The sequence below is a fragment of the Shimia gijangensis genome (assembly GCF_900142085.1).
Classification (GTDB): Bacteria; Pseudomonadota; Alphaproteobacteria; order Rhodobacterales; family Rhodobacteraceae; genus Shimia; species Shimia gijangensis.
The window spans coordinates 1-25,677 of sequence record NZ_FQZQ01000015.1 but is presented as its reverse complement, the minus strand read 5'-3'; the positions used below and the strand labels follow the sequence as shown (position 1 = coordinate 25,677).

The window sequence follows — 25,677 nt, the reverse complement described above, 5'->3', positions numbered from 1 at the left end:
CAGCCACCCTGCAATATAGAAACCTAAGGGACAGGCCACAAGGACCAGATCGATGAGAGCGTCATATGCCTCGGATCCCAGTACCGCCAGGGGACGGCGTGTCAGGGAAGAGGAAAGCACTTTTCGCTCCTGCTTTCAGCGGGATCGCGACCGGATCATCCACTCTAGCGCCTTTCGGCGACTGAAGCACAAAACCCAGGTGTTTGTTGAACACGAGGGCGATTATTATCGCACACGTCTGACCCATTCCATTGAGGTGGCGCAAGTTGCACGCACCATTTCCGGGGCTTTGGGGCTAAATGCTGAGCTGACCGAGGCCGTGGCGCTGGCCCATGATCTTGGACACACGCCCTTTGGCCACACTGGTGAAGACGCGCTGCACCTTTTGATGCAACCCTACGGTGGGTTTGACCACAATGCGCAAGCCATTCGTATCGTAACCTCGCTCGAACGTCATTATGCCGGGTTTGATGGGCTCAATCTGACGTGGGAAACGCTCGAGGGCATTGCCAAGCACAACGGGCCGGTTGTGGGCAATTTGCCTTATGCGCTGGCTGACTACAACGCTGTGCATGACCTTGAGCTGCACACATACGCCAGTGCTGAGGCCCAGGTGGCCGCCCTTGCAGACGATATTGCCTATAACAATCACGATCTGCATGATGGCTTGCGGGCCGGGCTGTTCACAGAAGCAGATATTCTGAACCTGCCCATCATTTCAGAGGCTTACGACGGAGTTGATCGATTGCATCCGGGGCTGGATGCCAACCGTCGTCGCCACGAGGCGTTGCGACAAGTGTTCGGCGTGATGGTCGGCGACGTGATCGACACCTCGCGGGACCTGCTGCAAGCCAGTGGTGCGCAAAGCGTTGAGGAAATTCGCGCCAACAAAGCACCCGTGATCCAATTTTCCACCGCGCTTTGGTCTGATCTGCAAGAAATCCGCCACTTTTTGTTCACCCGCATGTACCGGGCGCCATCGGTGATGATGAAACGGGCCGAGGTGACCAAAATTGTCGAGGATTTGTTCCCGTTGTTTATGGGCAATACCGCTCTGTTGCCCGAAAACTGGCAGGCGGATCTGGCGCATGCCCCTGATAAAACCCATGTGGCACGGATCGTGTCAGACTATCTTGCCGGTATGACCGATCGCTATGCCTTACAGGAACATGCGCGGCTGTTTGGATCGGTCTGAACCGGGTCTGATCGGTTGACCTGACCGCCCACGGTGATAAACCCGGCCCAAATCATTTAGGACGGGTCTCATGAACCTTTTCACCGATATTCGCACGCTGGTGATCGGCGCGCTGGAACAGATGACTTCCGAAGGCGTGCTGCCTGAAGGTCTGGACTTTGCCAATGTGGCGGTTGAGCCTCCGCGCGACGCCGCACATGGCGATATGGCGACCAATGCCGCGATGGTGTTGGCCAAGCCTGCCAGGATGAAACCACGTGATATTGCTGACGTGCTGGCCGCCAAACTGGCCGAAGACGCCCGCATTATCAGCGCCGAAGTTGCCGGTCCGGGGTTTTTGAACCTGCGCCTGGCACCCACGTTGTGGCAAGGACTGGTCAAAGACGCCGTTCAGGGCGGCGCTGACTTTGGCCGCTCGTCCATGGGGCAGGGGCTCAAGGTCAATGTCGAATATGTTTCCGCCAACCCCACCGGGCCACTGCACGTTGGTCACACCCGTGGGGCGGTGTTTGGTGATGCTCTGGCGTCCCTGCTGGATTTTGTCGGCTACAACGTCACCCGTGAGTATTACATCAATGACGGCGGTGCGCAGGTCGATGTGTTGGCACGTTCGGTATACCTGCGTTACCTCGAAGCCTTTGGCAAAGAGGTCGCGTTTGAGGATGGCACCTATCCCGGTGACTATCTGATCCCGGTTGGTCAGGCACTAAAAGACAAAGTCGGCGATGCTTACGTCGATCAACCCGAAGACGTCTGGCTTATCGAAATCCGCGAATACGCGACCGAGGCGATGATGGACCTGATCCGGGCTGATCTCAAAGCTCTGGGCGTTGAGATGGATCTGTTTTATTCCGAAAAATCGCTTTACGGCACAGGCCGGATCGAAGCCGCACTACAGGCACTTGATGACAAGGGTCTGATCTATGAAGGCGTGCTTGAACCACCCAAGGGCAAAAAGCCCGAAGACTGGGAGCCGCGCGAACAAACCTTGTTCAAGTCGACTGAACACGGCGATGACGTGGATCGCCCCGTCAAAAAATCAGACGGCGGATGGACCTATTTCGCACCAGACATCGCCTATCATTATGATAAAGTTTCCAGAGGCTTCGACGCTCTTATTGATGTGTTCGGGGCTGACCATGGTGGCTATGTCAAACGCATGAAGGCAGCGGTTTCTGCGCTGAGTGACGGCAAGGTGCCGCTCGACATCAAACTGACCCAGCTGGTGAAACTGTGGAAAGACGGTGAGCCGTTCAAAATGTCCAAACGGGCAGGTACGTTCATTACCTTGCGCGACGTTGTCGATCAGGTTGGCGCGGATGTGACCCGGTTCCACATGCTGACCCGCAAAAACGACGCACCGCTGGACTTTGATTTCGACAAGGTGCTGGAACAGTCCAAGGACAATCCGGTTTTTTATGTGCAATACGCCCATGCGCGGGTCTGTTCGGTTCTGCGCAAAGCTGCCGAGGCCGGGATTGCGGCGGATGACGCCACGTTGATGGCGGCGGACCTGTCGAAACTGGACAGCGACGCAGAAATCACCGTTGCCAAAAAGATCGCCGAATGGCCCCGTCTGGTTGAGATTGCAGGGCGCACCAATGAACCCCACCGCGTGGCGTTTTACCTCTATGAACTGGCCAGCGAACTGCATGCCTTTTGGAACAAAGGCAACGACGACGTGTCCTTGCGCTTCATCCAAGAGGGTGATGCAGCCACATCTCAGGCGAAAATCGCACTCGCACGTGCCGTAGCCGTTGTTATTTCTGCCGGTCTTGGTATTCTTGGCGTAACTCCTGCGCAGGAGATGCGGTAACCAAGCTGCACATGTCGCGGGGTTGAGGCAAAGGCAAGATGACCCCGACGACAATGCATCGTCGTGGCAGTGAGGCGATGATGGTAGAGATTCCGATTTCGGAACAACAGGTTGTACCTGATAAGGCGCGCTCTTTGGGGCCGCTTGTCAACTGGGCTGGCGCGCTTACCAGTCTGGCTTTGGTGGTCGGCACGGGTGTGTGGAGCTACAAACTTTTGATGCGCGACGTCAGCGGTGTGCCGGTGGTGCGTTCGGTTGAGGGTCCGATGCGTGTTCAACCCGAAGAACCCGGCGGGCGGCAAGCTGCCCATCAGGGACTGTCAGTGAACAGCGTTGCCGCCGATGGATCGGCTGCGGCCCCGGCAGACCGGCTTACACTCGCGCCAGCGCCGATCGATCTGAGCAACGAAGATGCCAAGATTCAGAATGCCAGCCTGCCAGGGGGTGAGACAACGACGGCAAAAGAAGCTCGCAAAACCGACCAAAGCGATATCGTCGCGCCACCACCGCTGGCCAGTGGGAAAATCGAAGCTATCGAAGCCTTTGCTCAGCAGATTGCCAATGATGTGGAACCTCTCAGCCAATCTGGCCCGGCAGATACCGATCCGGTCAAAGTATCACTGGGGGATGTCGAGGTTTCAGAACCTGAGGCGAAACCGGAACCCAGTACCCCGAAAGTAAAGTTTACCAACGGTGTCAGCCATTCCCTGCGTCCGCATTTGCGACCCGAGGGATTGGGGAAAACCGAAAAAGTGGCCTCCGCTACGGCGACCGCTGATGCGCCCGCGTCTGTTGTCGACGCCGCGTCGATCCCTGTGGGAACCCACCTGGTGCAGCTTGGCGCTTATGCCAGCTCTGAAATGGCGGCCGAAGAATGGACCCGGCTCAGTGCTCGGTTCAGCGACTATCTGGGCGACAAAACTCAGGTCATTCAGGAGGCCCAAAGTGGTGGACGCGTGTTTTATCGCCTGCGTGCCATGGGGTTTGCTGATCTCAGCGATGCGCGGCGGATGTGTTCCGCGCTCAAGGCCGAGCGGGCAGATTGCATCCCGGTTACTGTGAGGTGAGCTATATTGGTGCCACCATTCTGGGCTGTGAAGGACTTCGGCTAACTTCCGGGAAAAAAACATTTTTTCGCAATGCACGCCCCTTTGGCTTTATCCTTTTTGCCCGAAATATCGACACCTCTGAGCAAATTCGGGCCCTCTGTGATGATCTAAGGTCTTGTGTCGATCACGAAGCCCCGATCCTGATTGATCAGGAAGGCGGGCGCGTTCAGCGACTGCGGCCGCCATTGGCCACTGAATGGACTCCCCCTTTGGACTTTGTCACTGCTGCGGGTCGAAATGCCGAACGTGCGATGTATTTGCGGTACCTGATCACGGCGCTTGAATTGCGATCTGTCGGGATTGACGCAAATTGTGCGCCGATGGTGGATGTGGCTTGTGACGTCACCCATCCGTTTTTGAAAAATCGCTGCTATGGTTCGGACGTCACGCACGTGTCGACGCTTGGGCGTGCGGTGGCGGATGGTCTGGCGGACGGTGGCGTATTACCGGTTTTGAAACACATTCCGGGTCACGGCCGCGCACAGGCCGACAGTCATCTGGATCTTCCACTTGTCTCGGCAAATGCAGACGAACTTAAACGCGATTTCGCGCCGTTTCGGGCGTTGAATGATCTGCCCATGGGAATGACAGCGCATTTGGTCTACGATGCTCTGGACGCGGCTCCCGCGACGACCTCACCAATAGTGATGCAATTGATCCGCGATAAAATTGGCTTTGATGGTCTGATCATGACCGACGACATTTCCATGAAGGCCTTATCAGGGCCATTGTCACAGCGCTCCTCGGCATCAATTGACGCAGGATGCGACGTGGTTTTGCACTGCAATGGCGATCTGCAAGAGATGGCCGAAGTGGTCGAAGCCGCTGGTGAAATGACACAGGTCGCACAGGTAAGGGCTCAAGCGGTTCTTGATGCCCGCAAAATACCTGTAACGCTTGACATTTCTGCGCTCACTGCCGAACTTGAGACCCTTATTTGACGGGCAGGGGCATGACTGAGAAATTCTCAGGCGAAATCCAAACAGAAGCAGTGGCAGCACGTCTGGCCGCCGAAGCACTGATCGTGGATGTGGATGGATTCGAAGGCCCTTTGGACCTTCTGCTGACCCTGTCACGCACTCAAAAAGTTGATCTGCGCAAAATATCGATCCTGCACTTGGCCCAGCAATATCTGGCCTTTGTCGAGAAGGCCAAACAATTGCGGCTTGAATTGGCTGCCGATTACCTTGTTATGGCGGCCTGGCTGGCGTTCCTGAAATCACGGTTGCTGCTGCCACCTGATCCCACCGAAGAGGGCCCGTCTGGCGAAGAACTGGCTGCGCATCTGGCGTTTCAGCTTGAGCGGTTGCAGGCCATGCGGGATGCGGCGGCCAAACTGATGGCCCGTGACCGTTTGGGGCGCGAATTTTTTGCCCGTGGCATTCCCGAAGACGTGACCCGCATTCGCAGTGTCACCTATACCGCAACGTTGTTGGATCTGATGCAGGGCTATGCACGCATTCGCACCCGTGATGATTTCCGCCCCTTCACCATGGATCGGGAGTCCGTTTTCACGATGGAAGAAGCGCTCGAGCGCATGCGAGGCATGATTGGCTATGCGGGGCAGTGGACGGATATCCTGAGCTACCTGCCGATTGGCTGGGAAAACGACCCCAAAAAGCGCCGCTCTGCCACTGCTGCCACCTTCGCCGCTTCGTTGGAACTTGCCAAAGAGGGCAAAGTTGAGATCCGGCAAACCGAGATTTTCGCACCAATTCAACTGCGCAAAAAAGATGAAAATCATGCCTGAAGAAATTGAAAGCAAAGAAGAAAGCCTGTTCGAGGCTCCGCCCATCGCCGAGCAGGAACGGATGTGTGAAGCCATTCTTTTTGCCAGTGCTGAACCTGTGTCAGTCAAAGAGCTGAATGACCGGATGCCGCATGGCTGCGACGCGGCCGAGGCGCTGGCACATCTGCGCAAACGCTATGAAGGTCGCGGTGTGCGGGTCACAAAAGTTGGCGATGCCTGGGCCATGCGGACGGCGCCGGACCTTGGGTTTCTCATGCAAAAAGAGATGGTCGAAACCCGCAAACTGTCGCGCGCCGCCATCGAAACGCTTGCGATCATTGCCTATCACCAGCCCGTTACGCGTGCCGAAATCGAAGAAATTCGCGGTGTGAGCGTGAGCCGCGGTACCGTAGATCAACTGCTCGAGATGGAGTGGATTCGCTTTGGACGGCGCAAAATGACTCCGGGTCGCCCAGTCACTTTTGTGGTCACACCAGAGTTTCTGGATCAGTTCGGTCTGGAAAACGCGCGTGACTTGCCCGGACTCAAGGAGTTGCGCTCTGCAGGCCTTTTGGAAAACCGTCCACCACCGGGCTCCATGCCCAAACTGGGCGAAGACGAGGACGCCGAAGAAGAGGCCACAGAAGGCCAGTCAGAATTGTTCGAAGACTGACCTTTGCGCCAATTATTGCCGACTGCCTTACAGTTTTCACAATTTGACGCTATTTTACGTCAAAGGCAGATTTAAAAAGAAGACAGTATTATGAACTCGAACCAACTAATTAATATGGTATTGCGAATATTTGTGCGCAAAGCGATGCGTTTTGGCATGAAAGCCGGAACCAAGGCTCTTTCATCCGAAGAAAGTGCCGGACGTGCGACCCCGCAAGACCAGCGCAGCGGGAAAATGACTCAACCAGACGCCCAACACACCCGTCAGGCGATGCGCATCACAAAAAAGATGACCCGTTTCTGAGCCTTTGCCTTGCCAATGCTTGATGTCTTAGGTTGCCTCGAGCACCAAACCGATTGAATGACGTAACCCCATTTGCACCGACTCGGTCGTTTCGTCTGAAAAACTGAGTTGAGCTACGGTTTTGTGCCAAACACACTTGAGAGCAGCAATCGCAGACCGCCCCGGCGCGCTGTCATTCATCCCGCCAACAGATACCATCCGCAAAAGGATCATCGGTAGGGCCCTTGAAACAGTGAATGGGGTTCGATACTTCGGGTGTGATCCAGATGGCATTCAGGGGATACCCCGATGAACAACCGCAGTGAAGAAACAGACAATCTTCGGCAAACAGCCCCCAAGTCCAAGGCTCTCGACGCTTTTGACCGAAAAATCCTGGCTGCGCTGTCTCAGGACGCGACCCGATCCTACGCCGATCTGGGGCGTGATGTCGGGCTTTCCGCCCCTGCCGTTCATGAGCGGGTCAAGCGTCTGCGCGCCACTGGGGTGATCAAACGCACCAGCGCTGATTTGAATGGGCCATCGCTCGGCAAAGATTTTCTGGCTTTTGTGCATGTTGAGGCCGCCGGCTGGGGCAAAACCGAAGGCATTTTGGAACTGGCTGACCTTCCGGAAGTGGAAGAAGTCCATGCCGTCACCGGTGACACCGGGTTGATTCTCAAAGTGCGCATGGATTGCCCCGAAGCGATGGAGGGGTTTCTTTGGCGGATTTACGACATGCCCGGTGTGCGCAGCACACGCACCTATGTGGTGCTTTCAACCCATCTGGAGCGCGGTGTTCAGGTCGGTGTTACCCCTGAATTGTCGCAAGGCACCAACATCAAATAGGGTCTACTTCATGCGAAAATGCTTGGATAACTTCAGGCCCTGACCCTGATAATTCGACGCGATTCCAGAGCCATAGAGCTGATCTGGCACGTCGGCCATGCGCTCGTACACCAAACGCCCGACGACCTGCCCGTGTTCCAGCACAAAAGGCGCCTCGTGACAGCGTACCTCAAGCACACCGCGTGATCCGGTGCCGCCAGCCGCATCATGACCAAATCCGGGGTCAAAAAAGCCCGCATAATGCACACGGAACTCGCCCACCATGGCCAAAAACGGCGCCATCTCGGCGGCATAGGCAGGGGGGATGTGCACAGCTTCGCGGCTCACAAGGATATAAAACGCACCGGGATCAAGGATGATCTGCCCATCTGATGAGTGCAGTTCTTCCCAATATTCCGACGGCTCGTAATGGCCGATGTTTTCCAGATCAATCACGCCGGTATGTGGTTTGGCCCGGTATCCAACTAGTGTTCCGCTGTCGGGTTTGAGATCGACCGAAAAACCCAGGCCTTCGTCAATGACGGCATCTCCATCCACAAGCGGAGAGCGCTCGTGCAGAACACGCAAGTCAGCGTCGCTTAGAATGCTTTGCCCCTGACGGAACCGAATTTGGTTCAGCCGCATCCCGGGGCGCACCAGAACCGAGAAGGATCGTGGGCAAATCTCGGCATACAGCGGACCGCTATACCCCTGAGAAATACGGTCAAATTCTGTGCCACCATCCGTGATCGTACGGGTCAAAAGATCAAGCCGTCCGGTCGAACTTTTGGCGTTTGCCACGGCCTGAACATCGTCCGGCAGGTTCAGGCTTTCCATCAAGGGCACAACATAGACGCAGCCCTTTTCCAGAACCGCACTTCCTGTGAGATCGATGCGATGCATCTCAAACTCTTCCAGACGATCCTTGACGCTGCGACCATTTCCCGCCAGGAACGAAGCGCGCACGCGGTACGCGACGGTGCCAAGTCGCAGGTCCAGACTGGCAGGCTGCACTTGCCCATCGACAGCCGGAAGATCTGTTACGATCTGACCAGAGTCCAACATGTTTTCAATAGTTTGGCTAGGCAATACACCTGTCATCGTCGTTCCCCAGAATGCAAAAAACGCCCGGGCCTTGCGGCGCACGGGCGGTTTTGAGTGGTCGGGCTAGCAGCTACGGGAAATATTTGAAAATCAGTCACTTAACCTAATTCCGCCCTACAAATGCGCGCTAAAATCTTGTTGAACCGCATGCTGTTTTGATCATGAACACCACTACCCAAGGCTTCGTATAGCAGTGAAGCATGCTAAAAAGGAACAAGAAAAGCTAATCGCACGTTATTGATGTGAGTGAAAAATCGGAAGCACGGGCTAAACATGGAAGGGTGTTCGGAAAGAGACAATCCGTTATTACTCTGGCCACTTTAGAAAGGGTTCTTGGTCACTCTGAACCGCGTCGGGTTTGCCGGAGGCTCCAGCTCATGAGTAGGATGGAGCATCATGAACAAGACAACGCACAAATATTCACCTGAAGTGCGCGAACGTGCCGTGCGGATGGTTTTGGACGGCGCAGAACGGCATGAGAGCCGTTGGCCGGCCATTGTGTCGATTGCGTCGAAGATCGGCTGTGCGCCTCAGACGCTAAACGAATGGGTCAAGAAGGTCGAAGTCGATACTGGCCAGCGAGGCGGTATCACGACCGAACAGGCCGAGAAGATGAAGGCCTTGGAGCGCGAAGTGTGCGAGCTCAAGCAAGCCAACGAGATCCTTTGCAAAGCGTCCGCATATTTTGCCCAGGCGGAGCTCGACCGCCCATTCAAACGATGATCCAGTTCATCGAAGATCACCGTGATGATCATGGGGCGAGCCAATCTGCCGTGTTTTGCCGATTGCCCCTGCACCGTTCTACGATCATTTGGCTATCCGCGCCAACCCTTCACATCTTTCAGATCGCGCCAAACGTGACGCAGAATTCAAGCCCGAGATTGAACCGGTCTTTGAGGAGAACCTCAAGGTTTATGGCGTGCGTACAATCTGGCACCAAATGCGCCGAGAAGGCTTTTACATTTTACGCTGCACCGTTGCCAGATTGATGAAGGACATTGGCATTGAAGGTGTCATTCGCGGCAAAAAACCAAAGACAACGGTGCTTGGCAAGGCGCTACCTTGCCCGTTGGAGCGCGTGAACCGGCAGTTCCATGCACCAGCACCGAACGTGCTCTGGGTCAGTGACTTTACCTATGTCGCGACGTGGCAAGGGTTCGTATATGTGGCGGCTCGCCATTGGGCTCGAACCAATGGCGCCGTCAATCGCTCGCTCATCGACGTATTTGCGCGGCGGATCGTGGGGTGGCGGGCCAGCCGCACAGCCAATGCGGGTTTCGTCTTAGATGCTTTGGAACAGGCCGTTCATCAACGTAGGCCAGAACAGGATCAACTCGTGCATCATTCGGACCGCGGGTCGCAATACTTGTCGATCAAGTACACCGAACGACTGGCGGAGGCGAAGGTCGCGCCGTCGGTTGGGAGTGTCGGGGATTCCTATGACAATGCCTTGACCGAGACGATCAACGGCTTGTTCAAGGCAGAAGTCATTCTTCGCTGTGGCCCTTGGCGTAGCTTTGATGCCGTCGAATATGCCCCCCCCGAATGGGTCGACTGGTTCAACAACCGCCGTCTTCTCGAACCCATCGGGAACACCCCACCAGCTGAAGCAGAAACAAACTTCTACGCTGCTCTGGAAAGATCAGACATGGCCGCGTAAATAAGGCAAATCAGCCTCCGGCAGACCCGGCGCGGTTCACTCAGTTCGATCTTGTGAATCCGATCTATTTCGCGTCTCGAGTAGGGTGACCCCCAGTTCGGGCCAAACCCTCCTATTCTTCTTGAAAACAAGGACAATGAGAGCTGCGTCCTTTATTGGCAATAATAATCAAATCAACCTGATTAACTCGATATGCCGAAGGGTAAAGGCCAAATTGCCATTATTTGATAATGCACCTTGATTGCTGTGCAATATCTAAAATGCGCATGAACCGGGGCTCGGCGTTTCCGCTGCTGGCGACATTCGACCAGAAGGACCCAAAGCCAGATGTTTGCGACATACTACATAACAAAGCCCATTTCATTCTTGCAGGCTTTGAACATACAGTCTTACAGACGATGCACCATTTTTACTCATCGGGGAGTACACAGCTATGTCGACGGCCATGCCGCAGCTTAGCATGTTGCAAGCATTTGAGGCCGCTGGGCGGCTGGGCAGTCTGAAAGCTGCAGCTGAGGAGCTAAACCTGACACCCTCGGCCATCAGCCACCGGATTTCTGCCCTGGAAAGCCGTTTGGATATAGCTTTGTTTGAGCCGAAGGGCCGCGGCCTGTCTCTGACACACGCTGGCAAGACCTATCTTGCGGGGGTGCGTTCCGGCCTGGATCAGATCAGCATCGCAGGCGACCAAATTCGGCATCAAGGGTTGTCGGGACCGCTAAAGATTCGTCTATATCCTACGTTTGCACATCGATGGCTGATTCCCCGGCTGGAAAGTTTTACCAGCCGCTATCCCGATATCGAAATGGACCTGGTCATTACCACTAGTCCATTCGATTTTTCGTCTTCCGATACTGACATTGCGATCGAATACACCAAACGGCCAATCGACAACTATGAATGCGTAAAGCTGCTGAGCGAAGAAGTCGTGGCGATTTGCAGTGAGCAGTTTCATATCGCCTCAGGGCGCCCCACCGATCCGAATGCTTTGAACAATTTGAACCGCATTCACAACCTGCTGCACCCCGAGGAATGGGACTGGTGGAGAGAAAAAGCTGGGGTAAAGGGTAACTTTTCAGCACGCGATCACAGAGTAAACTCACGTGATACAGCGATTGACGCAGCGGCTGCAGGTTTGGGAGTGGCCCTGGCGCGCCATCCTCTGATTGACGAAGAACTGACCACCAGGCGGGTCATTGCACCATTCGGAGTGTCTGCTTCTGACAGTAAATCATACTACTTCATTTCGACGCCAGAGCGACTGTCCATAGCCAGAGTTTCTGCCTTTCGAGACTGGATCGTGAGCCAGTCTAAAAGGGGCTGAAGTACGGATTTCCCGACCTGTTTTGCACCAACTGCTGAAAACGGCTCAACCTATGATGAGAACGTTTCACTATACTTTACAAATCAGATGATAAACTCTCACCTTTATTGAATTCTCTAAAGGATGATGAGATGGCGCGCCGCGGAAGAAATGTTGTGAAAGGGTCGGGCAAACTTGCCCAATCACCCTGGGGGCAACCCATAAATCGGTTTGGCCCAATCACTTTTGCGGCCGCAGAAGAGATTGAGGCACTTCACGATGCCTCGATGGAATTGTTGGAAAACACCGGCTTGTACGTGTTGTCCGAAAAAGCGTTGCGGCTGTATGAAGCCGCGGGCGCCAAGGTTGACTATAGCAACAACCGGGTTCGCCTTGGTCGCGACATGGTAAAGGCTTGCCTTGCCTCAGCGCCTTCCCAGTTTACGCTTCACGCCCGGAACCCGGATCGAAATCTGGAAATCGGTGGAAAGAATCTTACCTTTCTCACAGCGGCAACGCCGCCATACTGCTCTGACATTGATCGCGGCAGGCGGACCGGAAATTTCCAGGACATGTCTGATTTGCTGCGCTTGTGCCAAAGTCTGAACACCGTGCATGCCATGACCGGTTATCCGGTTGAGCCACAAGACCTGCCGGTTCCGACCCGACATCTCGATTGCTACGCGGCGTTCATTGAGCTGACCGACAAAGTCTGGCGGCCGTATGGAACAACTCCGGATGCGGTCAAGGACGGTCTCGAAATGATCTGTATTGCGCGGGGTATTTCGCGTGAGCAGCTGAAAAATGAGCCAAGTCTGCTCATCAACGTCAACATCAATTCGCCGCTCACTTTTGACGACACAATGTCTGATAGTCTGATTGAGATGTCCGAGATGGGGCAAGCGGTCATCGTCTCGCCGTTTACGCTGGCAGGTGCAACGTCTCCGGTGACAATGGAAGGCGCTCTGGCCCAGCAGAATGCCGAAGTTCTGTCGGGGATTGTGCTGACTCAAATTGTGCGCCCCGGGGCCCCTGTCGTTTATGGCGCATTCTCGTCAAATGTGGACATGAAAACCGGCTCGCCAGCATTTGGCACGCCCGAATACAACAAATGTGCGATTATCTCGGGGCAACTGGCCCGGCGGTATGGCCTGCCGTACAGATCCAGCAATATCAACTCTTCAAACGTCGTTGATGCGCAGGCCACATACGAATCCCAGATGTCGATCTGGGGGGCTTTTCTTGGTGGCGTAAACGTCTTTTTTCATGGTCATGGCTGGCTCGAGTCGGGGCTGACGACGTCTTTTGAAAAGTTGGTCATCGATTCCGAAATGTTGCAAATGATGACAGCGGCGATGAAGCCTTTGTCGTTTTCTGCAGAAAACCTGGCCGTCGAGGTCGTGGACGAAGTGGGCCCCGGAGGGCACTTTTTCGGAACGGCCCATACATTGGCCCGTTACCGCAATGCGTTCCATGCGCCCATGGTGTCCGACTGGAACAACTTTGAGAATTGGAACGAGTCCGGAGGTCTGGACGCCACGCAGCGGGCCAATGCGGTCTGGAAGCAGCTCTTGCAGGAATACACTCCACCGCCCCTCGAGGAAGACCGCCGCGAGGCAATCCATGCCTATGTGGCAAAGCGCAAAGCAGAAATTGAAACGATGAAAGCGGCGTGATGAACATGCAATCAAAGGCCTTGAAACGCCCTGATCTGGCCGATTTGGATGGCCAAAGCTATGATGTTGCTGTCATTGGCGGTGGAATTAACGGGGCTGGCACGGCGCAGAGTCTGGCGGCAAAAGGGTATAGCGTTCTGCTTGTCGAAGCACAGGATTTTGCTTCGGGCGCCAGCAGCAGATCTGCAAAGATGATGCATTTTGGATTGCGATATCTTGATCGCGGCGAGCCGATCTGGAACTACATCAAAAATCCCGCCTGGTTCATCCTTCAATGCAAACGCGCCCGGGATACGATGCGACACCGTGCCGAGCTTGTGCGCGACATGCCCGAGCGCCTGATCCCCTATACGATGTATGTGCCCATCTATAAGGAAGATTTTGTTGCACCGTGGCAAATCGAAATGGGCCTGCGGTTGATGAATGCGATTTCACGATGCAGCACACCAGCCGAGTGGCGTCGCCTGTCCAGGTCAGAAATGGACACCACACCTTTTGTGGCCGATGCGCGCGACCGCGATCAACTGCAAGCGGTTTTTGCCATCACCGAACATCGCTATGATTGGCCTGAACGGCTGGTTGCCGACTATATGCTGGATGCGGTGCGCATGGGGGCCGTGTGTCGTAACTACACCCGCCTAAACAAGATGGAGCGCGCCAAGGAAGGTGACATCGCTCTGACCCTTGAGGATGCAGAGACCAACGCAATTGTGTCTGTCCGCGCCAAACGCGTGGTCAACACAGCCGGGGCATGGATCGATCTGGTTTTGGGTGACTCCGGCTTGAACGCAACCCGCCAGATTGCAGCGACAAAAGGGGCTCACGCGGTCATCCAGTTGCCGGAAAAGTACAAAGGGCAATCCTTTGCGCATTTCACAACCGGCAGATACCCGTTCTACTTTCTGCCGATGCGTGACCACCATGTCATAGGCGCAAGCGAAACGCCCTTTGAAGGTAACCCTTCTGATGTGCGCGTCACCGATGAGGATCTCGACTGGCTCGTTTTTGAGGCGAACCGGATGCTTCCGGGGATACCGCTTTCGCGCGATGACGTGCTTTACTCTTGGGCTGGCGTTCGCCCCATGCCACATATTGAGGGATATACGGGCAAGCAAAATCTTTTGCCTGAGTACAATACGCATGACAGTGATGGCTATCCGGACGTTCTGTCAGTTCCCGGTGGCGCACTTATGACGCATCGTTTCACAGGTCGTAAGGCCGCCGAGATTGCGACCAAGGGTTTGCGCCCAAGCCGCGCACCACAAACACCGGATCTCAGATCGCGGCAACCGCGTGAGAATACCAATTCTCCCCCCTTGTTTGAAAGTGACCCCTCGGTTCGATTGTCTCATCTGGAAGATCTTGCGCGCGAGGAAATGCCAGTTGCTCTCGCGGATATCCTGCTGCGGCGATCCGGTGCGCTTTGGAGCGGGGAGCTGAATTCCGAGACAGTATCCAAGGCTGCAGAAGCCGTCGCCGGCGCGATGCAATGGTCAGATGATGAAAAACAAAAACAAATCGAGCACTGCTTAGAGCAGTTGGAAACCCATCATCTGATATCGACCAACCCCTGACCGGGCAATCCGTTCCACTCGCAAGAAAAACGCGGTGAACACCCAACAGAAGGAAGTAACATGACCGAATTCAGAAAGAACGACCCACGGTATGGTCACCTCAACCATGCAGATGACGAACAGCTGTACAACATGATCAAGCGCGGCGCGACCCGCCGTCAGGTTATGCAGTGGTTTATGGCTGCCGGGGCGACTGCTGCCTCGTCCAGTTTGCTGTTTGGCAGTGCAACCAAAGCCTTTGCCGATACGCCCAAGAGAGGTGGCCGTTTGGTCATGGCGGCTGACCAGCATGGCCCCAATGACACGCTTGACCCGGCGCTGTTCGCGTCTGGCGCCGACTATTTCCGTGGCAGGATGTATTATGGGTCATTGACCCGGCTGACGGATTCACTGGGCTACGAGCCTGAATTGGCCGAAGAGGTCATTTCGAACCCGGACGCAACCGTATGGACATTCAAAATCCGTAAAGGCGTTGAATTCCACGACGGCAAAACGCTGACGGCGGATGATGTCATTTACTCGATGAACCGGCATATGGGCGCAGACAGCGTCTCAAAAGCGGCCTCGTTGGTGGCAATGGTCGATCGTTGGGAAAAGGTAAGCGACTATGAGGTGCGCGCGGTTCTAAGCTCACCAAATGCTGACCTGGCCATTGCCTTGGGAACCTTCCATTTCAAAATTGTGCAAGAAGGAACCACGGATTTCTCGACCGCGATCGGCACCGGACCTTACAGGGTCAAAGAGTTCAAACCTGGTGTGCGCGCGGTCGGTGCACGGTTTGAAAACTACTGGGGCGAAGGCGGCTATCTGGACGAGCTGGAGCATTATGGCATCGGTGACAGTGTCGCGCGCCTGAACGCATTTATGGCGGGCGATGTCGACGCTATGGTGAACCTGCCACCCAAAGCCATTGAGCAGGTCGAAGCCGCAGAAGGCAGAGACGTCTGGTCGATTGAATCAGGTGCATACATCAACATCGCGCCACGTCTGGATATGGCACAGTCGTCAAACAAGCACCTGCACAAAGCATTGCAACACCTGATGGACCGCCAGCGTCTGGTAAAAGGCGTTTACAAAGGCCAGGCATCTCTGGGCAACGACCAGCCAATCAGCTCGGCCTATTTCGATCACAACCCGGATATTCCGCAGCGCATGCTGGATCCGGAAAAAGCCAAGTACCACTTTGAAAAGTCCGGCCTCAGATCGACAACAATTCCAATTGTGACCGCCGACCTGTCGCCCGGAACCGTCGAGCAATGCCTCTACCTGCAGCGTGAAGGTGCCAAGATTGGCATGAACATTGACGTCAAAAAGGTGACAACAGACGGCTACTGGGGTGCTGTTTGGTTGAAAGAACCGATTGCCGTTGCCGTGGTAAACATGCGGCCAACTGCCAACATTCTGATGTCACTGCTGTTCAAGAGCGATGCCAAGTGGAACGAAACCCGTTGGCACAATGAGCAGTTCGATCAGACTCTGGTCGAAGTTCGCGGTGTCACTGATGCGGCTAAACGCAAGCAGATGTACGGCGACCTTCAGACCATGATTCATGAAGAGAACGGCATGGTTATTCCGGTGCACCGGAACTACGTTGATGCGGCAGCATCGCATGTCAAAGGCCGCACCCATGTGCCGCTGAACAACTTTGGTGGATCAGAATCTCCGGTTTCGCTGTGGCGTGACTCCTAAGGTGTAATCCACCACGATGGCCCCGCACGCGTTGCGGGGCCACTCCCTTTTTCGAATACTGCGAAAGGCTCAGATGACATCTTTGATCCTCAAACGAATTGGCATTGGTATGATCACAGCGCTTGCGGTGTCGATCATCATTTTCTTTGGAACCAAGATTTTGCCCGGCGACGCGGCACAAATCCGGTTGGGTCAGGAGGCGACCGAGGCCAACATGGCTGCGATGCGCGAACGCATGGGGCTCGATAAATCCTATGTCATGCAATATGTGACGTGGCTTGGTAACTTTTTGTCTGGCAATTTAGGAATTTCTCTGGCCAGCGATGTCCCGATTACAGACCTCATTGCAGACCGCTACCAGAATACGGTGTATGTGAGCGTTCTGACGTCGATCGTCGCGGTGCCGGTCTCGCTGGCGCTTGGCATTCTGGCCGCAATGTTTCCCGGCAGCTATTACGACCGCATCCTAACGCTGGTTTCGGTGACGCTTGTGGCCGCGCCAGAGTTTTTCACGGCAACGCTTTTGGTGCTGCTGTTTGTCTTTGCGCTCGATCTGGGAAATGCAGTTGTTGTCGGTAGCCCTGATGGCAAAGGGCTGTTTAGCATGTATGCTCATTTCGCACTGCCGATAGCCACGCTAAGTTTCGTGATTGCCTCTCAGTTGATCCGGATGAGCCGGGCCGCAGTGCTGAATGTGATGAGTTCACCTTACATCGAAATGGCAATTCTCAAAGGCGTTCCGCGCCGCAGGATCATTTTGCGCCACGCATTGCTGAATGCAATCGGGCCAATCGTTAACGTCGTGGCGCTTAACCTGGCCTATCTGGTGACTGGCGTTGTCGTGGTCGAAGTTTATTTTGGCTACCCAGGTCTTGCGACGCTGATCGTGCAAGGCGTTCAGACACGCGACTTTGTCCTTGTTCAGGGACTGGGCATGATTTTCTGCCTGACATACGTCATCCTGATGCTGGCCGCTGACGTCGCATCATTTGCATCTAACCCCCGCCTGAGGCACCCGAAATGAGCAATTCTGACCCGCTTGAGCACTTCGTTGCACCGTATGATGATAGCGTTAGCTTTGATGAATTGCCTGATGCACCGCCTACAACCGGGTATCGCCCTTCCATCATGGGCTGGATCGGGATCACCGTTGCGGTTTTCTGGTTGGCCGTTGCATTGATTGGGCCGTTTATTGCCCCTTATGGTGAAAACGCCCTTCCTTTTCCCGATGCATATTCAGAGTTTCAGTCACCAAGATCGGGTGCTTGGCTGGGCACTGACGTTGAGGATCGCGATGTCCTGTCGCGCATTATGTTTGGAGCCGGTCGGACCATCGGCATTTCACTGTCTGCAACTTTGCTGGCGTATCTGACGGGCGTCGTACTGGGTATTGGTGCCGCCGTGTCAGGGCCCCGTGTTGATATGGCCATGAGCCGGATCAATGACGCGTTTTTAAGCCTGCCAACCATCATGCTTGGCCTTGTTGTTGTCGCTGCCGTGGGGTCTTCGATCCCGGTCCTGATTGTGACCGCGGGACTGATCTATGCCAGTGTCGTGTTTCGCTTGTCGCGGGCAATCGGCATGGAGATCATGGTGATGGATTTTGTCGAGGCGGCAAAGGTGCGCGGTGAGGGGCGTTGGTGGATCATTACCCGTGAAATCTGGCCGAACGCCCGGATGCCGCTTATTACGGATTTTGGGTTGCGGCTTATTTACGTGATCCTGTTCATCTCCAGTCTCAGCTTTCTCGGTCTTGGTGTGCAACCACCTAAGGCCGACTGGGGCTCCATGGTGCGTGATAATCTCGGCGCGCTTCAATATGGCGGCTCAATCATTTCTGTTGTTGCACCAGCCCTCGCCATTGCTTCGCTAACAGTCGGAATCAATCTGATCGTCGACGACGTCTCTGCCCATGGCGGTGGCAAGCTTTCGAAAAGGATGTAAGAAGTGCCCAAAGATACACAGGCAAATGATGTAATTTTCGAGGCGAAAGATCTTGTCATTAGCGCAGAGAGCGAAGATGGCAGCGAACTTCAAATTGTCAAAAGCGTGAACTTTCAGGTCAAGCGTGGAGAGGTTGTGGCGCTCATTGGTGAATCCGGTTCCGGTAAAACCACAATTTCTTTGTCCGCCCTGGGATATTGCAAACCCGGCTTGAAGTTCGCGGGTGGCCAGGCGATTCTGCTAGGCGAGGATGTGACCGGGAAAACCACAGATGAGTTGCGGCCTGCGCGCGGTGAAAATGTTGCTTATCTGGCGCAAAGTGCCGCGGCCACGTTCAATCCATCAATCCGCATTAACGAACAGGTGACCGAAGCCCCGGTTTTACACGGCACCAAAACGCAGGCCGAGGCTAATGCCAAAGCCCTTGAGCTGTACAAAGCGCTGGAACTTCCCGATCCGGAAAACATCGGCAGCCGTTATCCCCATCAGGTGTCCGGTGGCCAGTTGCAAAGGCTCATGGCTGCGATGGCGTTGTGTGGCGATCCGGATCTGTTGGTTCTGGATGAACCAACGACGGCACTTGATGTGACAACCCAGATCGAAGTTCTGAAGGCCTTTAAATCGGTGATCCAGGATCAGGGTGCCGCGGCAATTTATGTGACTCACGACCTAGCGGTCGTTGCTCAGATCGCGGATCATATTGTGGTGCTTTACAATGGCGAAGTGAAAGAAGCAGGGCCGGTTGATACAATCATCAATGCGCCCGCCCACCCCTACACCAAGCGATTGATGGCGGCGATAAGACCACTTCCAGAAGCAGGGCAGGGAGAGATATCCTCGGATGAGCACTTGCGCGATGACGCTGCTCTGGAGGTTAGCAACATTGACGCGGGCTACGGCACAGGCTCAGGAGGAAAACCCAATGTAATGGTTCTGCGTGACATCAATGTTGCAATTGAGCGGGGCAAGACCGTTGGAATCATTGGTGAATCCGGTTGCGGAAAATCAACACTTGCCCGAGTGATGGCAGGGCTGCTGCCAGCATGTGATGGCGAGATCCGGTTGGATGGCCAAGTGCTGCACCCCCAACTGGAAAAGCGTACACGGGAACAACTGCGTAAAGTTCAGTTCGTTTATCAGATGGCTGAAACAGCGCTGAACCCTCATCAGAGAATACGCGATATTCTGGGCCGCCCGGTTGAGTTTTACCGGGGCTTAAAGGGCGCCAAAAAACGCGCTCGTGTAGAAGAGCTTTTACGGCTGGTCGAATTGCCAACACAGTTTGCTGATCGTTTCCCACACGAGTTGTCCGGAGGCCAAAAGCAGCGCGTTAACCTTGCCCGCGCACTGGCGGCCGAACCGGAAGTTGTGCTGTGTGACGAGGTCACGTCTGCGCTTGACACTATTGTGGGTGCGAATGTGATCGACCTGTTGACCCGGCTTCAGAAGGAAACTGGCGTTTCGTTCGTGTTCATCAGCCATGATCTGTCAACGGTCGCGTCCTTTGCAGATGAGATCGTGGTGCTGTATGCAGGGCGGGTCGCTGAGCAGGGTGAGACCGACAAAGTCCTTACTCCGCCATTCCATCCCTACACCAGGCTATTGGTTTCTTCCGTACCTGAACCACGGATAGGTTGGCTGGAAGGCGCAATACAATCCCAGGAAGCGCAAGCTGGTATCGCCGGAGCCGTGGAATTGACGGACGTTGGCTGCCCATTTTTCGCGCGCTGTCCACAAAGCGTTGCTGGCAAATGCGATCTTGTCGCCCCTCCCCGAATGCGGGTCGGGACTGGTCACACTATTGAGTGTCATCTGGAACCAGGTGCTTTGATGTAAGCTTGTGCGCGTACTGTGAACTGTGAGTTTTAAGTTGTCTAAACTTAACGGTGATGAGTATGGCGAAGAGCCTCGATTCAGGGAACGCAGAACACCGGGTTCGATGATAGGAGAAAGCCATGCCGAAATTTGAACTTGATGCGTGGGAGTATCTGCAACTCTCTGTATGCGGTTTAGCCCATGCCGTTGAAGCGGAACATCTGTTGAACCGTTCTAGGAAAAGAATAGCGAACTGATTCCTTGCAGCAACCCATTCTCTGACGCATCGACCTGCCTTCTCGAAACTGCGGATCGCCAGATAGACCAGTTTGGTTGCGGCATCATCCGCTGCTCCGCGGTGTATGTTTACATGCATGAGAGGGGGGGCTGCCTGTAGTTTTGGTGGTTTTGCGGGTCACTCTGTTCGGGCTCTCGATGGCATTCGTTGTGAAGATGCTTTTGCGCACCGCAGGCGGGAAATTGGCTCTTTCGCATTCGTTTGCTCCTTCGAAAGATTGAACAAACTCTACATCAAACTGAGGGAAGTTTCGGGGGGCAGGACAGCTCCAAAAAGGTGATAGCCTGTTGTTCGGTCTCCAACGATGATTTCAGTGGAGGAAACGGGCACGTTCCAGATGCAAAATAGGTCAAAATGTTACGGGACTAAAAAAACAAGCATCTATGCCCAAAGCTACTCCATATTAAAGAAGCCTTGGGAATGGGTTAAGGCGCTAGGGGGAAATCAGAGACACGCCTTCAATACGCGAGATTTCATAGACATCTTCGTCGTAGATTTCGGTCAGCGCATCGACATATTCCTCAGTCCATCCAGGCATGTCGAGTTCTTCTTCGACTTCGTCTTCCAATGCAAACTTATCCAGAAACGCCGCCATGACGCGGCGTTTCTGAATTTCGGTCATGCCCGGATGAGTTTGGAGGTATTCACCGTATCGTTTCATCCCTGATTCAGACATGATTTCGCCGAGCAGATCGCTGCCACCTTCCATTGGTAAAGTGGCTTCAACTGTCGACAGTTCGCGTAGCAATTGCTCCCAGATAAGGGGGGTGTCTTCGTTGCACCATACTGTGAAAGAAACGTTCGGAAGGGACTGACGCAGACGCATTACCAGCTCTGACCACCGCAACGCTGTGGGGGCTGATGAATCAGTGACCTGATCAATGGTGTCTTCCGGGCAACCCGCCAGCAAAGCAGGTAAAAACGTTGCCGGATTGCGGATAGCCAGAAACACGTCAATTTCTTCTTCGGCAAAAACACTACAGAAATCCTGAAGGCGCGATTCGGCTGTGGGATAGTACTTGTTGTCGCTTACGGCCAGGCGTGGAACCCCGAAAAAATTGCTATTGGACATGATAATCCGGTCAGGATCTACGATCTCAACGCCTTTGAGACCAGACAGAATACTATCACGCGAACTATGACTGAGCGGTGCTGAGCGTGCGTCATTCAATAAATCCCGCACCTGTCGGCGATAGCTTCTGGGTTTGGGTAAGAACACACCACGTTCTGCCAGCATATCACGGTTTTTACCAAGGGATTTCAGAAGCCGATCATCATCTGTAAAATGTGCTCCTGTATGTAAGGCTACTTGCATTGGTCCCCGGATCGGTTGGCTTTGGTTTGAACATTATATCTTGCTTTCTGGACAGTGGAACAAGATTCAGGCAACAGAAGGTCATGAATCAGACGCAAACCGTCACACCCCGAACCCGGAAAACACGGCGCGGACTTAGCCCGTGGTCCGTTGGCGCCGTTTTCATTTGCGCAATTGTAGTTGCGCCGATCGTCGCGGTCTTTTGGATGGCGCTTAATCCCACCGAGAATATTTGGGGGCATTTGCTGTCCACCACGCTGCCTAGATATCTGCGCAATACCGTTGTCTTGATGGTGTCGGTTGGTGTGTTGTCAGCAAGCATCGGAACCGGTGCAGCGTGGTTGGTCAGTCGGTACAATTTTCCGGGATTGCGCTGGCTGCAGTGGGCACTTTTGCTGCCCCTGGCCATTCCGGCTTATGTCGGTGCTTATGCTCTTGTAGACTTTCTAGAATACGCAGGCCCGATCCAAACTGGCATGCGCGCGATATTTGGATGGCAAAATGCGCGGGATTACTGGTTTCCTGAAATACGCTCAATGGGGGCGGCCATCATCGTCCTGTCCGCAGCACTCTATCCTTACGTCTATATTCTGGCACGCGCTGCATTCCGCGAACAATCTGGTGCAGGTGAAGAAGTGGCGCAATCGCTTGGGGCAGGGGCCTTTCAGCGGTTCCGTCGTGTGGGCCTGCCATTGGCACGCCCCGCCATCGCTGCCGGAACCGCCATCGTCATGATGGAGACGGTCAACGATTTCGGTACTGTGGATTATTTTGCGGTCCAGACGCTGACAACTGGAATTTTTAGCGTCTGGCTGGAAAGCAACAATGCCGGCGGGGCTGCCCAATTGGCCTGTGTGGTGCTGATGCTGGTTATCTTTTTGGTGACTTTGGAAAAGACAAGCCGGCGAAAGCTTCAGTTTTTCAACCTTGCAACCCGCCATCGCCCACCGACACGCACGCAGCTGGCTACTGGATGGGGGTGGGTCGCCGCCGTGGCATGTCTCATTCCATTCACGGTTGGGTTTGTCCTGCCAGTAAGCGTGATTCTGACACACGCGCTTGATAATGCAGACCGTTGGAGCGACCCGGCTCTCATTCGGGCTTTGTTCAACACTTTAATGGTGGGTGGTATTGCAGCGATTGTCACGGTTTTGGCGGGTGTATTCCTTGTCTATGGCGTGCGCCTGTCGGGGCGAACCTTGCCCAAACTGTTGTTGCCATTGACAACCATTGGTTATGCAGCACCGGGGGCAGTGCTGGCCGTTGGGATCCTCATCCCTCTCGCCGTGATTGACCACCGTCTGGCAGATTTCATCGAGGCCGTGACCGGTCGGGATGCAGGACTACTGCTGACCGGGTCCGCCTTTGCATTGGTGTTGGCTTATTGCGTGCGATTCTTTGCAATTGCACAGGGTGCTGCGGATGGCGCGATGGGGCGGGTGTCGCCCAGCTTACCTTTGGCAGCGCGATCTTTGGGGCGCACGCGTGGCCAAACGCTCATTGAGGTTTATTTCCCTCTGATCCGCGCCTCGGTCGGGTCCGCCTTGTTGTTGGTCTTTGTGGATTGCGTAAAAGAGTTGCCCGCGACCATGCTTTTGCGCCCTTTTAACTTTGATACGCTGGCCACACGCGTGCACGATCAGGCCTCCTTAGAAAACCTCGGAGACGCGAGCCCCGGCGCCATCTTAATTGTTGCGGTGGGAATGATTGCTGTTGGACTTCTGGCACGCGCAAATCGTTGAAATTAGCACTTGCGACACCGTGGATTTCGGCTTAAACGAACGCCCAGTGCCCCTATAGCTCAGCTGGTAGAGCAACTGATTTGTAATCAGTAGGTCCGCGGTTCGAGTCCGTGTGGGGGCACCATCACGTCAGCTAACTCATTGGTATCGCTTCAGCTTTTAGCCCTTGCTAGGAGCCGTAGACCATGTCGGAGACCATTTCACGCCCATTCACCTTCGTCAAAGATGGTGTTTTTTACTTCAGCCGTCGAATCCCGAGAGAACTGAAGGAGCACTACACTTCATCTCGGATTGCGTATTCGCTGCGCACGAAATCGCCGAAGATCGCCGAAGTGAGAGCCAGAAGAGCTGCCGATCAGCTTGATGAGTACTGGTATCACCTGAGATGTCGTGACGCAGAGCTGCCGGGAAAGCACATGCTGAGGCTGCAAAGGACGTCGGGAGCCAACAGTTCTGATCTTCCGCTTGTTGTCTCCTCGTCATCTGTTCTTTTGTCAGAGGCCGTGGGGATTTATCTGCAGCTGAAGGGCAAAGGCCGCCCTGTGACTTTCCAAAGAGCCGCTGAGAGGTCCTGTGGCTACGTGATCGACGCCTGTGGGGACAAGCACCTCGACGCCTACACCAAAGCCGACGCCAACGCCTTTCGTGATGCGCTGATAGCCCGTGGTCTCGCTGGGAGCAGTATGACGCGGGTCTTTGGTACCGTCCGGGCCGTGACGAACTTCGCCGCAAGCGAACAGGGTCTCACCCTGAACAACCCCTTCGCTGGCGTCTACTATGATAGGTCGGCAGGCGTCTCGGATCGAACCTCTGTTCCTGCCGAAGCTCTGGCTGTGGTTCAGGGCAAGTGTCGGGAGCTTGATGACGATCTACGCTGGCTGGTTGCGCTTGTTTCCGACACGGGGATGCGCCTAGCTGAAGCTGCAGGGATGACCAGAGAGGACTTGGTTCAAGGCGAGGATGGGTCCTTGTACGCTCGGGTCCGCCCTCATCCTTGGCGTCGCCTCAAGACGAAGGGCAGTGAACGGGACGTCCCGCTAGAAGGCGAGGCGCGATGGGCAGCACAACGCATCCTCGATCAGCAGACCTCCTCTCAGTTTGCCTTCCCTCGGTACAACAAGACCGACACCACGAACGCCAACGCAGCAAGTGCCGCACTGAACAAATGGATGAAGGAACACGTACCTGCAGGATGTTCGATGCATAGCTTCCGTCACTCGATGCGTGATAGGCTCAGAGCCGTTGAGTGTCCTGCCGACATCGTTGACCAGATAGGGGGCTGGCAGACAGACGGAGTGGGGCACGGATATGGCTCAGGCTACCCGCTGGAGGTGCTTCGAAAGTGGTTGTCGAAGACTATGTAAGGATCGTTTAGCCGAAAATGCCGGTTGAGGAAGGGCCAATAGCCCTCCCGCGATCACGTATCATTCTGTTTCAATAAGCCTTTCTTCGAGCGCACTAATAGTGGTCGCTTGGCGCTTTATTGCTTCACCGAATGTCGTGTCCGCGCCGAATACGTCGATAAGCAGTTCGAGCTGCTCCAAATGGTCATCTTCCATCCGCAAATCCGCAATTATGGAAGTCATACTCTCGTGCCTGGCCAGGATCGCGTCGATTTGGGTTTGATTGAGTTGTTCAGTCATTTTGTTTCCTTTGTGCTGGAGGAGGCCTTCGCCCTAACTAAGGCGAAAGGGAGACAGCGTTTCTGTCATCAATGGTGGGGGTTAATTCCGGCACTAAAGTCGTGACTGTTGCAAAGCTACGTGCCGACATGGTCTACGGCTCCTAGCAAGGGCTAAAAGCTGAAGCGATACCAATGAGTTAGCTGACGTGATGGTGCCCCCACACGGTTAGTGGTGCGGCTTGTGTTCCCGCTGCAGGCGTCACTTCAGCTGGTAGCTCCAGCAAAACAAGGGCTACCCGAGGTC

Annotated in this window: 20 protein-coding genes, 1 tRNA gene, 1 pseudogene and 1 other annotated feature; of the genes and pseudogenes, 19 read left to right on the top strand and 3 right to left on the bottom strand. The window is 54.7% G+C overall.

Features of this window, described 5'->3' with window-relative positions; all coding sequences use genetic code 11:
- Positions 1-52 precede the first annotated feature (52 nt).
- The 8 genes from BUC32_RS13310 (at position 53) to BUC32_RS13270 (ending at position 7,650) form a co-directional block, all read left to right on the top strand.
- A complete protein-coding gene (locus tag BUC32_RS13310; RefSeq protein WP_073253665.1) occupies positions 53-1,195 on the top strand; it encodes a deoxyguanosinetriphosphate triphosphohydrolase in 1,143 nt (380 codons plus the stop codon).
- A gap of 70 nt (positions 1,196-1,265) precedes the next feature.
- On the top strand, positions 1,266-3,011 hold the full coding sequence (gene argS / locus BUC32_RS13305; RefSeq protein ID WP_073253664.1) for an arginine--tRNA ligase: 1,746 nt from the start codon (positions 1,266-1,268) through the stop codon (positions 3,009-3,011).
- A gap of 38 nt (positions 3,012-3,049) precedes the next feature.
- The gene (locus BUC32_RS13300; RefSeq protein ID WP_245815184.1) at positions 3,050-4,078 is read left to right on the top strand and encodes an SPOR domain-containing protein; all 1,029 of its coding nucleotides are present in this window, start codon (positions 3,050-3,052) and stop codon (positions 4,076-4,078) included.
- Positions 4,075-5,061 (top strand): beta-N-acetylhexosaminidase, encoded by a 987-nt coding sequence (gene nagZ, locus BUC32_RS13295; protein WP_073253662.1) that lies wholly within the window; start codon positions 4,075-4,077, stop codon positions 5,059-5,061. Before BUC32_RS13300 ends, nagZ begins: the two co-directional genes overlap by 4 nt.
- Before the next feature lie 11 nt (positions 5,062-5,072).
- Entirely contained in the window at positions 5,073-5,870 is a 798-nt protein-coding gene (locus BUC32_RS13290; RefSeq protein WP_073253659.1) for a segregation and condensation protein A, read from the top strand.
- A complete protein-coding gene (gene scpB, locus BUC32_RS13285) occupies positions 5,863-6,522 on the top strand; it encodes an SMC-Scp complex subunit ScpB (RefSeq protein ID WP_073253894.1) in 660 nt (219 codons plus the stop codon). Before BUC32_RS13290 ends, scpB begins: the two co-directional genes overlap by 8 nt.
- A 90-nt stretch (positions 6,523-6,612) precedes the next feature.
- Positions 6,613-6,825, top strand: coding sequence for a hypothetical protein (locus tag BUC32_RS13280; RefSeq protein WP_139280728.1), 213 nt, complete (start codon positions 6,613-6,615; stop codon positions 6,823-6,825).
- A gap of 288 nt (positions 6,826-7,113) precedes the next feature.
- Positions 7,114-7,650, top strand: a complete 537-nt coding sequence (locus tag BUC32_RS13270; RefSeq protein ID WP_073253651.1) for an Lrp/AsnC family transcriptional regulator — start codon at positions 7,114-7,116, stop codon at positions 7,648-7,650.
- 3 nt (positions 7,651-7,653) lie between these two features.
- On the opposite strand, the gene BUC32_RS13265 is transcribed toward BUC32_RS13270, so the two are convergent.
- Complete coding sequence (locus BUC32_RS13265; protein ID WP_073253891.1) at positions 7,654-8,730, bottom strand: 2'-deoxycytidine 5'-triphosphate deaminase; 1,077 nt, start codon at positions 8,728-8,730, stop codon at positions 7,654-7,656.
- 399 nt (positions 8,731-9,129) lie between these two features.
- On the opposite strand from BUC32_RS13265, the pseudogene BUC32_RS13255 reads away from it, so the two are divergent.
- The 8 genes and pseudogenes from BUC32_RS13255 (at position 9,130) to BUC32_RS13220 (ending at position 20,415) form a co-directional block, all read left to right on the top strand.
- A pseudogene (locus BUC32_RS13255) lies at positions 9,130-10,393 on the top strand (IS3 family transposase).
- Positions 9,411-9,526, top strand: a sequence feature (AL1L pseudoknot). (Overlaps the previous pseudogene by 116 nt.)
- Positions 10,394-10,826: 433 nt before the next feature.
- Positions 10,827-11,717, top strand: a complete 891-nt coding sequence (locus BUC32_RS13250) for a LysR substrate-binding domain-containing protein (RefSeq protein ID WP_073253646.1) — start codon at positions 10,827-10,829, stop codon at positions 11,715-11,717.
- A gap of 131 nt (positions 11,718-11,848) precedes the next feature.
- A complete protein-coding gene (locus tag BUC32_RS13245; protein WP_073253643.1) occupies positions 11,849-13,372 on the top strand; it encodes a trimethylamine methyltransferase family protein in 1,524 nt (507 codons plus the stop codon).
- Positions 13,372-14,946: an FAD-dependent oxidoreductase gene (locus BUC32_RS13240; protein WP_073253640.1), complete on the top strand. Its 1,575-nt coding sequence runs from the start codon at positions 13,372-13,374 to the stop codon at positions 14,944-14,946. Before BUC32_RS13245 ends, BUC32_RS13240 begins: the two co-directional genes overlap by 1 nt.
- Before the next feature lie 60 nt (positions 14,947-15,006).
- The gene (locus tag BUC32_RS13235; protein WP_073253637.1) at positions 15,007-16,635 is read left to right on the top strand and encodes an ABC transporter substrate-binding protein; all 1,629 of its coding nucleotides are present in this window, start codon (positions 15,007-15,009) and stop codon (positions 16,633-16,635) included.
- A gap of 73 nt (positions 16,636-16,708) precedes the next feature.
- On the top strand, positions 16,709-17,659 hold the full coding sequence (locus BUC32_RS13230) for an ABC transporter permease (protein ID WP_073253634.1): 951 nt from the start codon (positions 16,709-16,711) through the stop codon (positions 17,657-17,659).
- Positions 17,656-18,579 (top strand): ABC transporter permease, encoded by a 924-nt coding sequence (locus BUC32_RS13225; protein ID WP_083599331.1) that lies wholly within the window; start codon positions 17,656-17,658, stop codon positions 18,577-18,579. The genes BUC32_RS13230 and BUC32_RS13225 overlap by 4 nt, the downstream gene beginning before the upstream one ends.
- 3 nt (positions 18,580-18,582) lie before the next feature.
- Positions 18,583-20,415: an ABC transporter ATP-binding protein gene (locus BUC32_RS13220; RefSeq protein WP_073253631.1), complete on the top strand. Its 1,833-nt coding sequence runs from the start codon at positions 18,583-18,585 to the stop codon at positions 20,413-20,415.
- 710 nt (positions 20,416-21,125) lie between these two features.
- Here the strand turns inward: BUC32_RS13220 and BUC32_RS13215 are convergent.
- Positions 21,126-22,007, bottom strand: a complete 882-nt coding sequence (locus BUC32_RS13215) for a hypothetical protein (RefSeq protein ID WP_073253628.1) — start codon at positions 22,005-22,007, stop codon at positions 21,126-21,128.
- An 83-nt stretch (positions 22,008-22,090) separates the two neighbouring features.
- On the opposite strand from BUC32_RS13215, the gene BUC32_RS13210 reads away from it, so the two are divergent.
- From BUC32_RS13210 to BUC32_RS13200, 3 genes are all read left to right on the top strand, one after another.
- Complete coding sequence (locus BUC32_RS13210; RefSeq protein WP_073253625.1) at positions 22,091-23,749, top strand: ABC transporter permease; 1,659 nt, start codon at positions 22,091-22,093, stop codon at positions 23,747-23,749.
- Positions 23,750-23,797: 48 nt separating this feature from the next.
- A tRNA-Thr gene (locus BUC32_RS13205) sits at positions 23,798-23,873 on the top strand.
- Positions 23,874-23,934: 61 nt separating this feature from the next.
- Positions 23,935-25,113 (top strand): DUF6538 domain-containing protein, encoded by a 1,179-nt coding sequence (locus BUC32_RS13200; RefSeq protein ID WP_073253622.1) that lies wholly within the window; start codon positions 23,935-23,937, stop codon positions 25,111-25,113.
- 60 nt (positions 25,114-25,173) lie between these two features.
- On the opposite strand, the gene BUC32_RS13195 is transcribed toward BUC32_RS13200, so the two are convergent.
- Complete coding sequence (locus BUC32_RS13195) at positions 25,174-25,392, bottom strand: hypothetical protein (protein ID WP_073253620.1); 219 nt, start codon at positions 25,390-25,392, stop codon at positions 25,174-25,176.
- Positions 25,393-25,677 lie beyond the last annotated feature (285 nt).

Coding starts and splice junctions, on each gene's coding strand:
- BUC32_RS13310 (WP_073253665.1), top strand. CDS start 53: ATGAGAGCGTCATATGCCTCGGATCCCAGTACCGCCAGGGGACGGCGT.
- argS (WP_073253664.1), top strand. CDS start 1,266: ATGAACCTTTTCACCGATATTCGCACGCTGGTGATCGGCGCGCTGGAA.
- BUC32_RS13300 (WP_245815184.1), top strand. CDS start 3,050: ATGACCCCGACGACAATGCATCGTCGTGGCAGTGAGGCGATGATGGTA.
- BUC32_RS13290 (WP_073253659.1), top strand. CDS start 5,073: ATGACTGAGAAATTCTCAGGCGAAATCCAAACAGAAGCAGTGGCAGCA.
- scpB (WP_073253894.1), top strand. CDS start 5,863: ATGCCTGAAGAAATTGAAAGCAAAGAAGAAAGCCTGTTCGAGGCTCCG.
- BUC32_RS13280 (WP_139280728.1), top strand. CDS start 6,613: ATGAACTCGAACCAACTAATTAATATGGTATTGCGAATATTTGTGCGC.
- BUC32_RS13270 (WP_073253651.1), top strand. CDS start 7,114: ATGAACAACCGCAGTGAAGAAACAGACAATCTTCGGCAAACAGCCCCC.
- BUC32_RS13265 (WP_073253891.1), bottom strand. CDS start 8,730: ATGACAGGTGTATTGCCTAGCCAAACTATTGAAAACATGTTGGACTCT.
- BUC32_RS13250 (WP_073253646.1), top strand. CDS start 10,827: ATGTCGACGGCCATGCCGCAGCTTAGCATGTTGCAAGCATTTGAGGCC.
- BUC32_RS13245 (WP_073253643.1), top strand. CDS start 11,849: ATGGCGCGCCGCGGAAGAAATGTTGTGAAAGGGTCGGGCAAACTTGCC.
- BUC32_RS13240 (WP_073253640.1), top strand. CDS start 13,372: ATGAACATGCAATCAAAGGCCTTGAAACGCCCTGATCTGGCCGATTTG.
- BUC32_RS13235 (WP_073253637.1), top strand. CDS start 15,007: ATGACCGAATTCAGAAAGAACGACCCACGGTATGGTCACCTCAACCAT.
- BUC32_RS13230 (WP_073253634.1), top strand. CDS start 16,709: ATGACATCTTTGATCCTCAAACGAATTGGCATTGGTATGATCACAGCG.
- BUC32_RS13225 (WP_083599331.1), top strand. CDS start 17,656: ATGAGCAATTCTGACCCGCTTGAGCACTTCGTTGCACCGTATGATGAT.
- BUC32_RS13215 (WP_073253628.1), bottom strand. CDS start 22,007: ATGCAAGTAGCCTTACATACAGGAGCACATTTTACAGATGATGATCGG.
- BUC32_RS13210 (WP_073253625.1), top strand. CDS start 22,091: ATGAATCAGACGCAAACCGTCACACCCCGAACCCGGAAAACACGGCGC.
- BUC32_RS13200 (WP_073253622.1), top strand. CDS start 23,935: ATGTCGGAGACCATTTCACGCCCATTCACCTTCGTCAAAGATGGTGTT.
- BUC32_RS13195 (WP_073253620.1), bottom strand. CDS start 25,392: ATGACTGAACAACTCAATCAAACCCAAATCGACGCGATCCTGGCCAGG.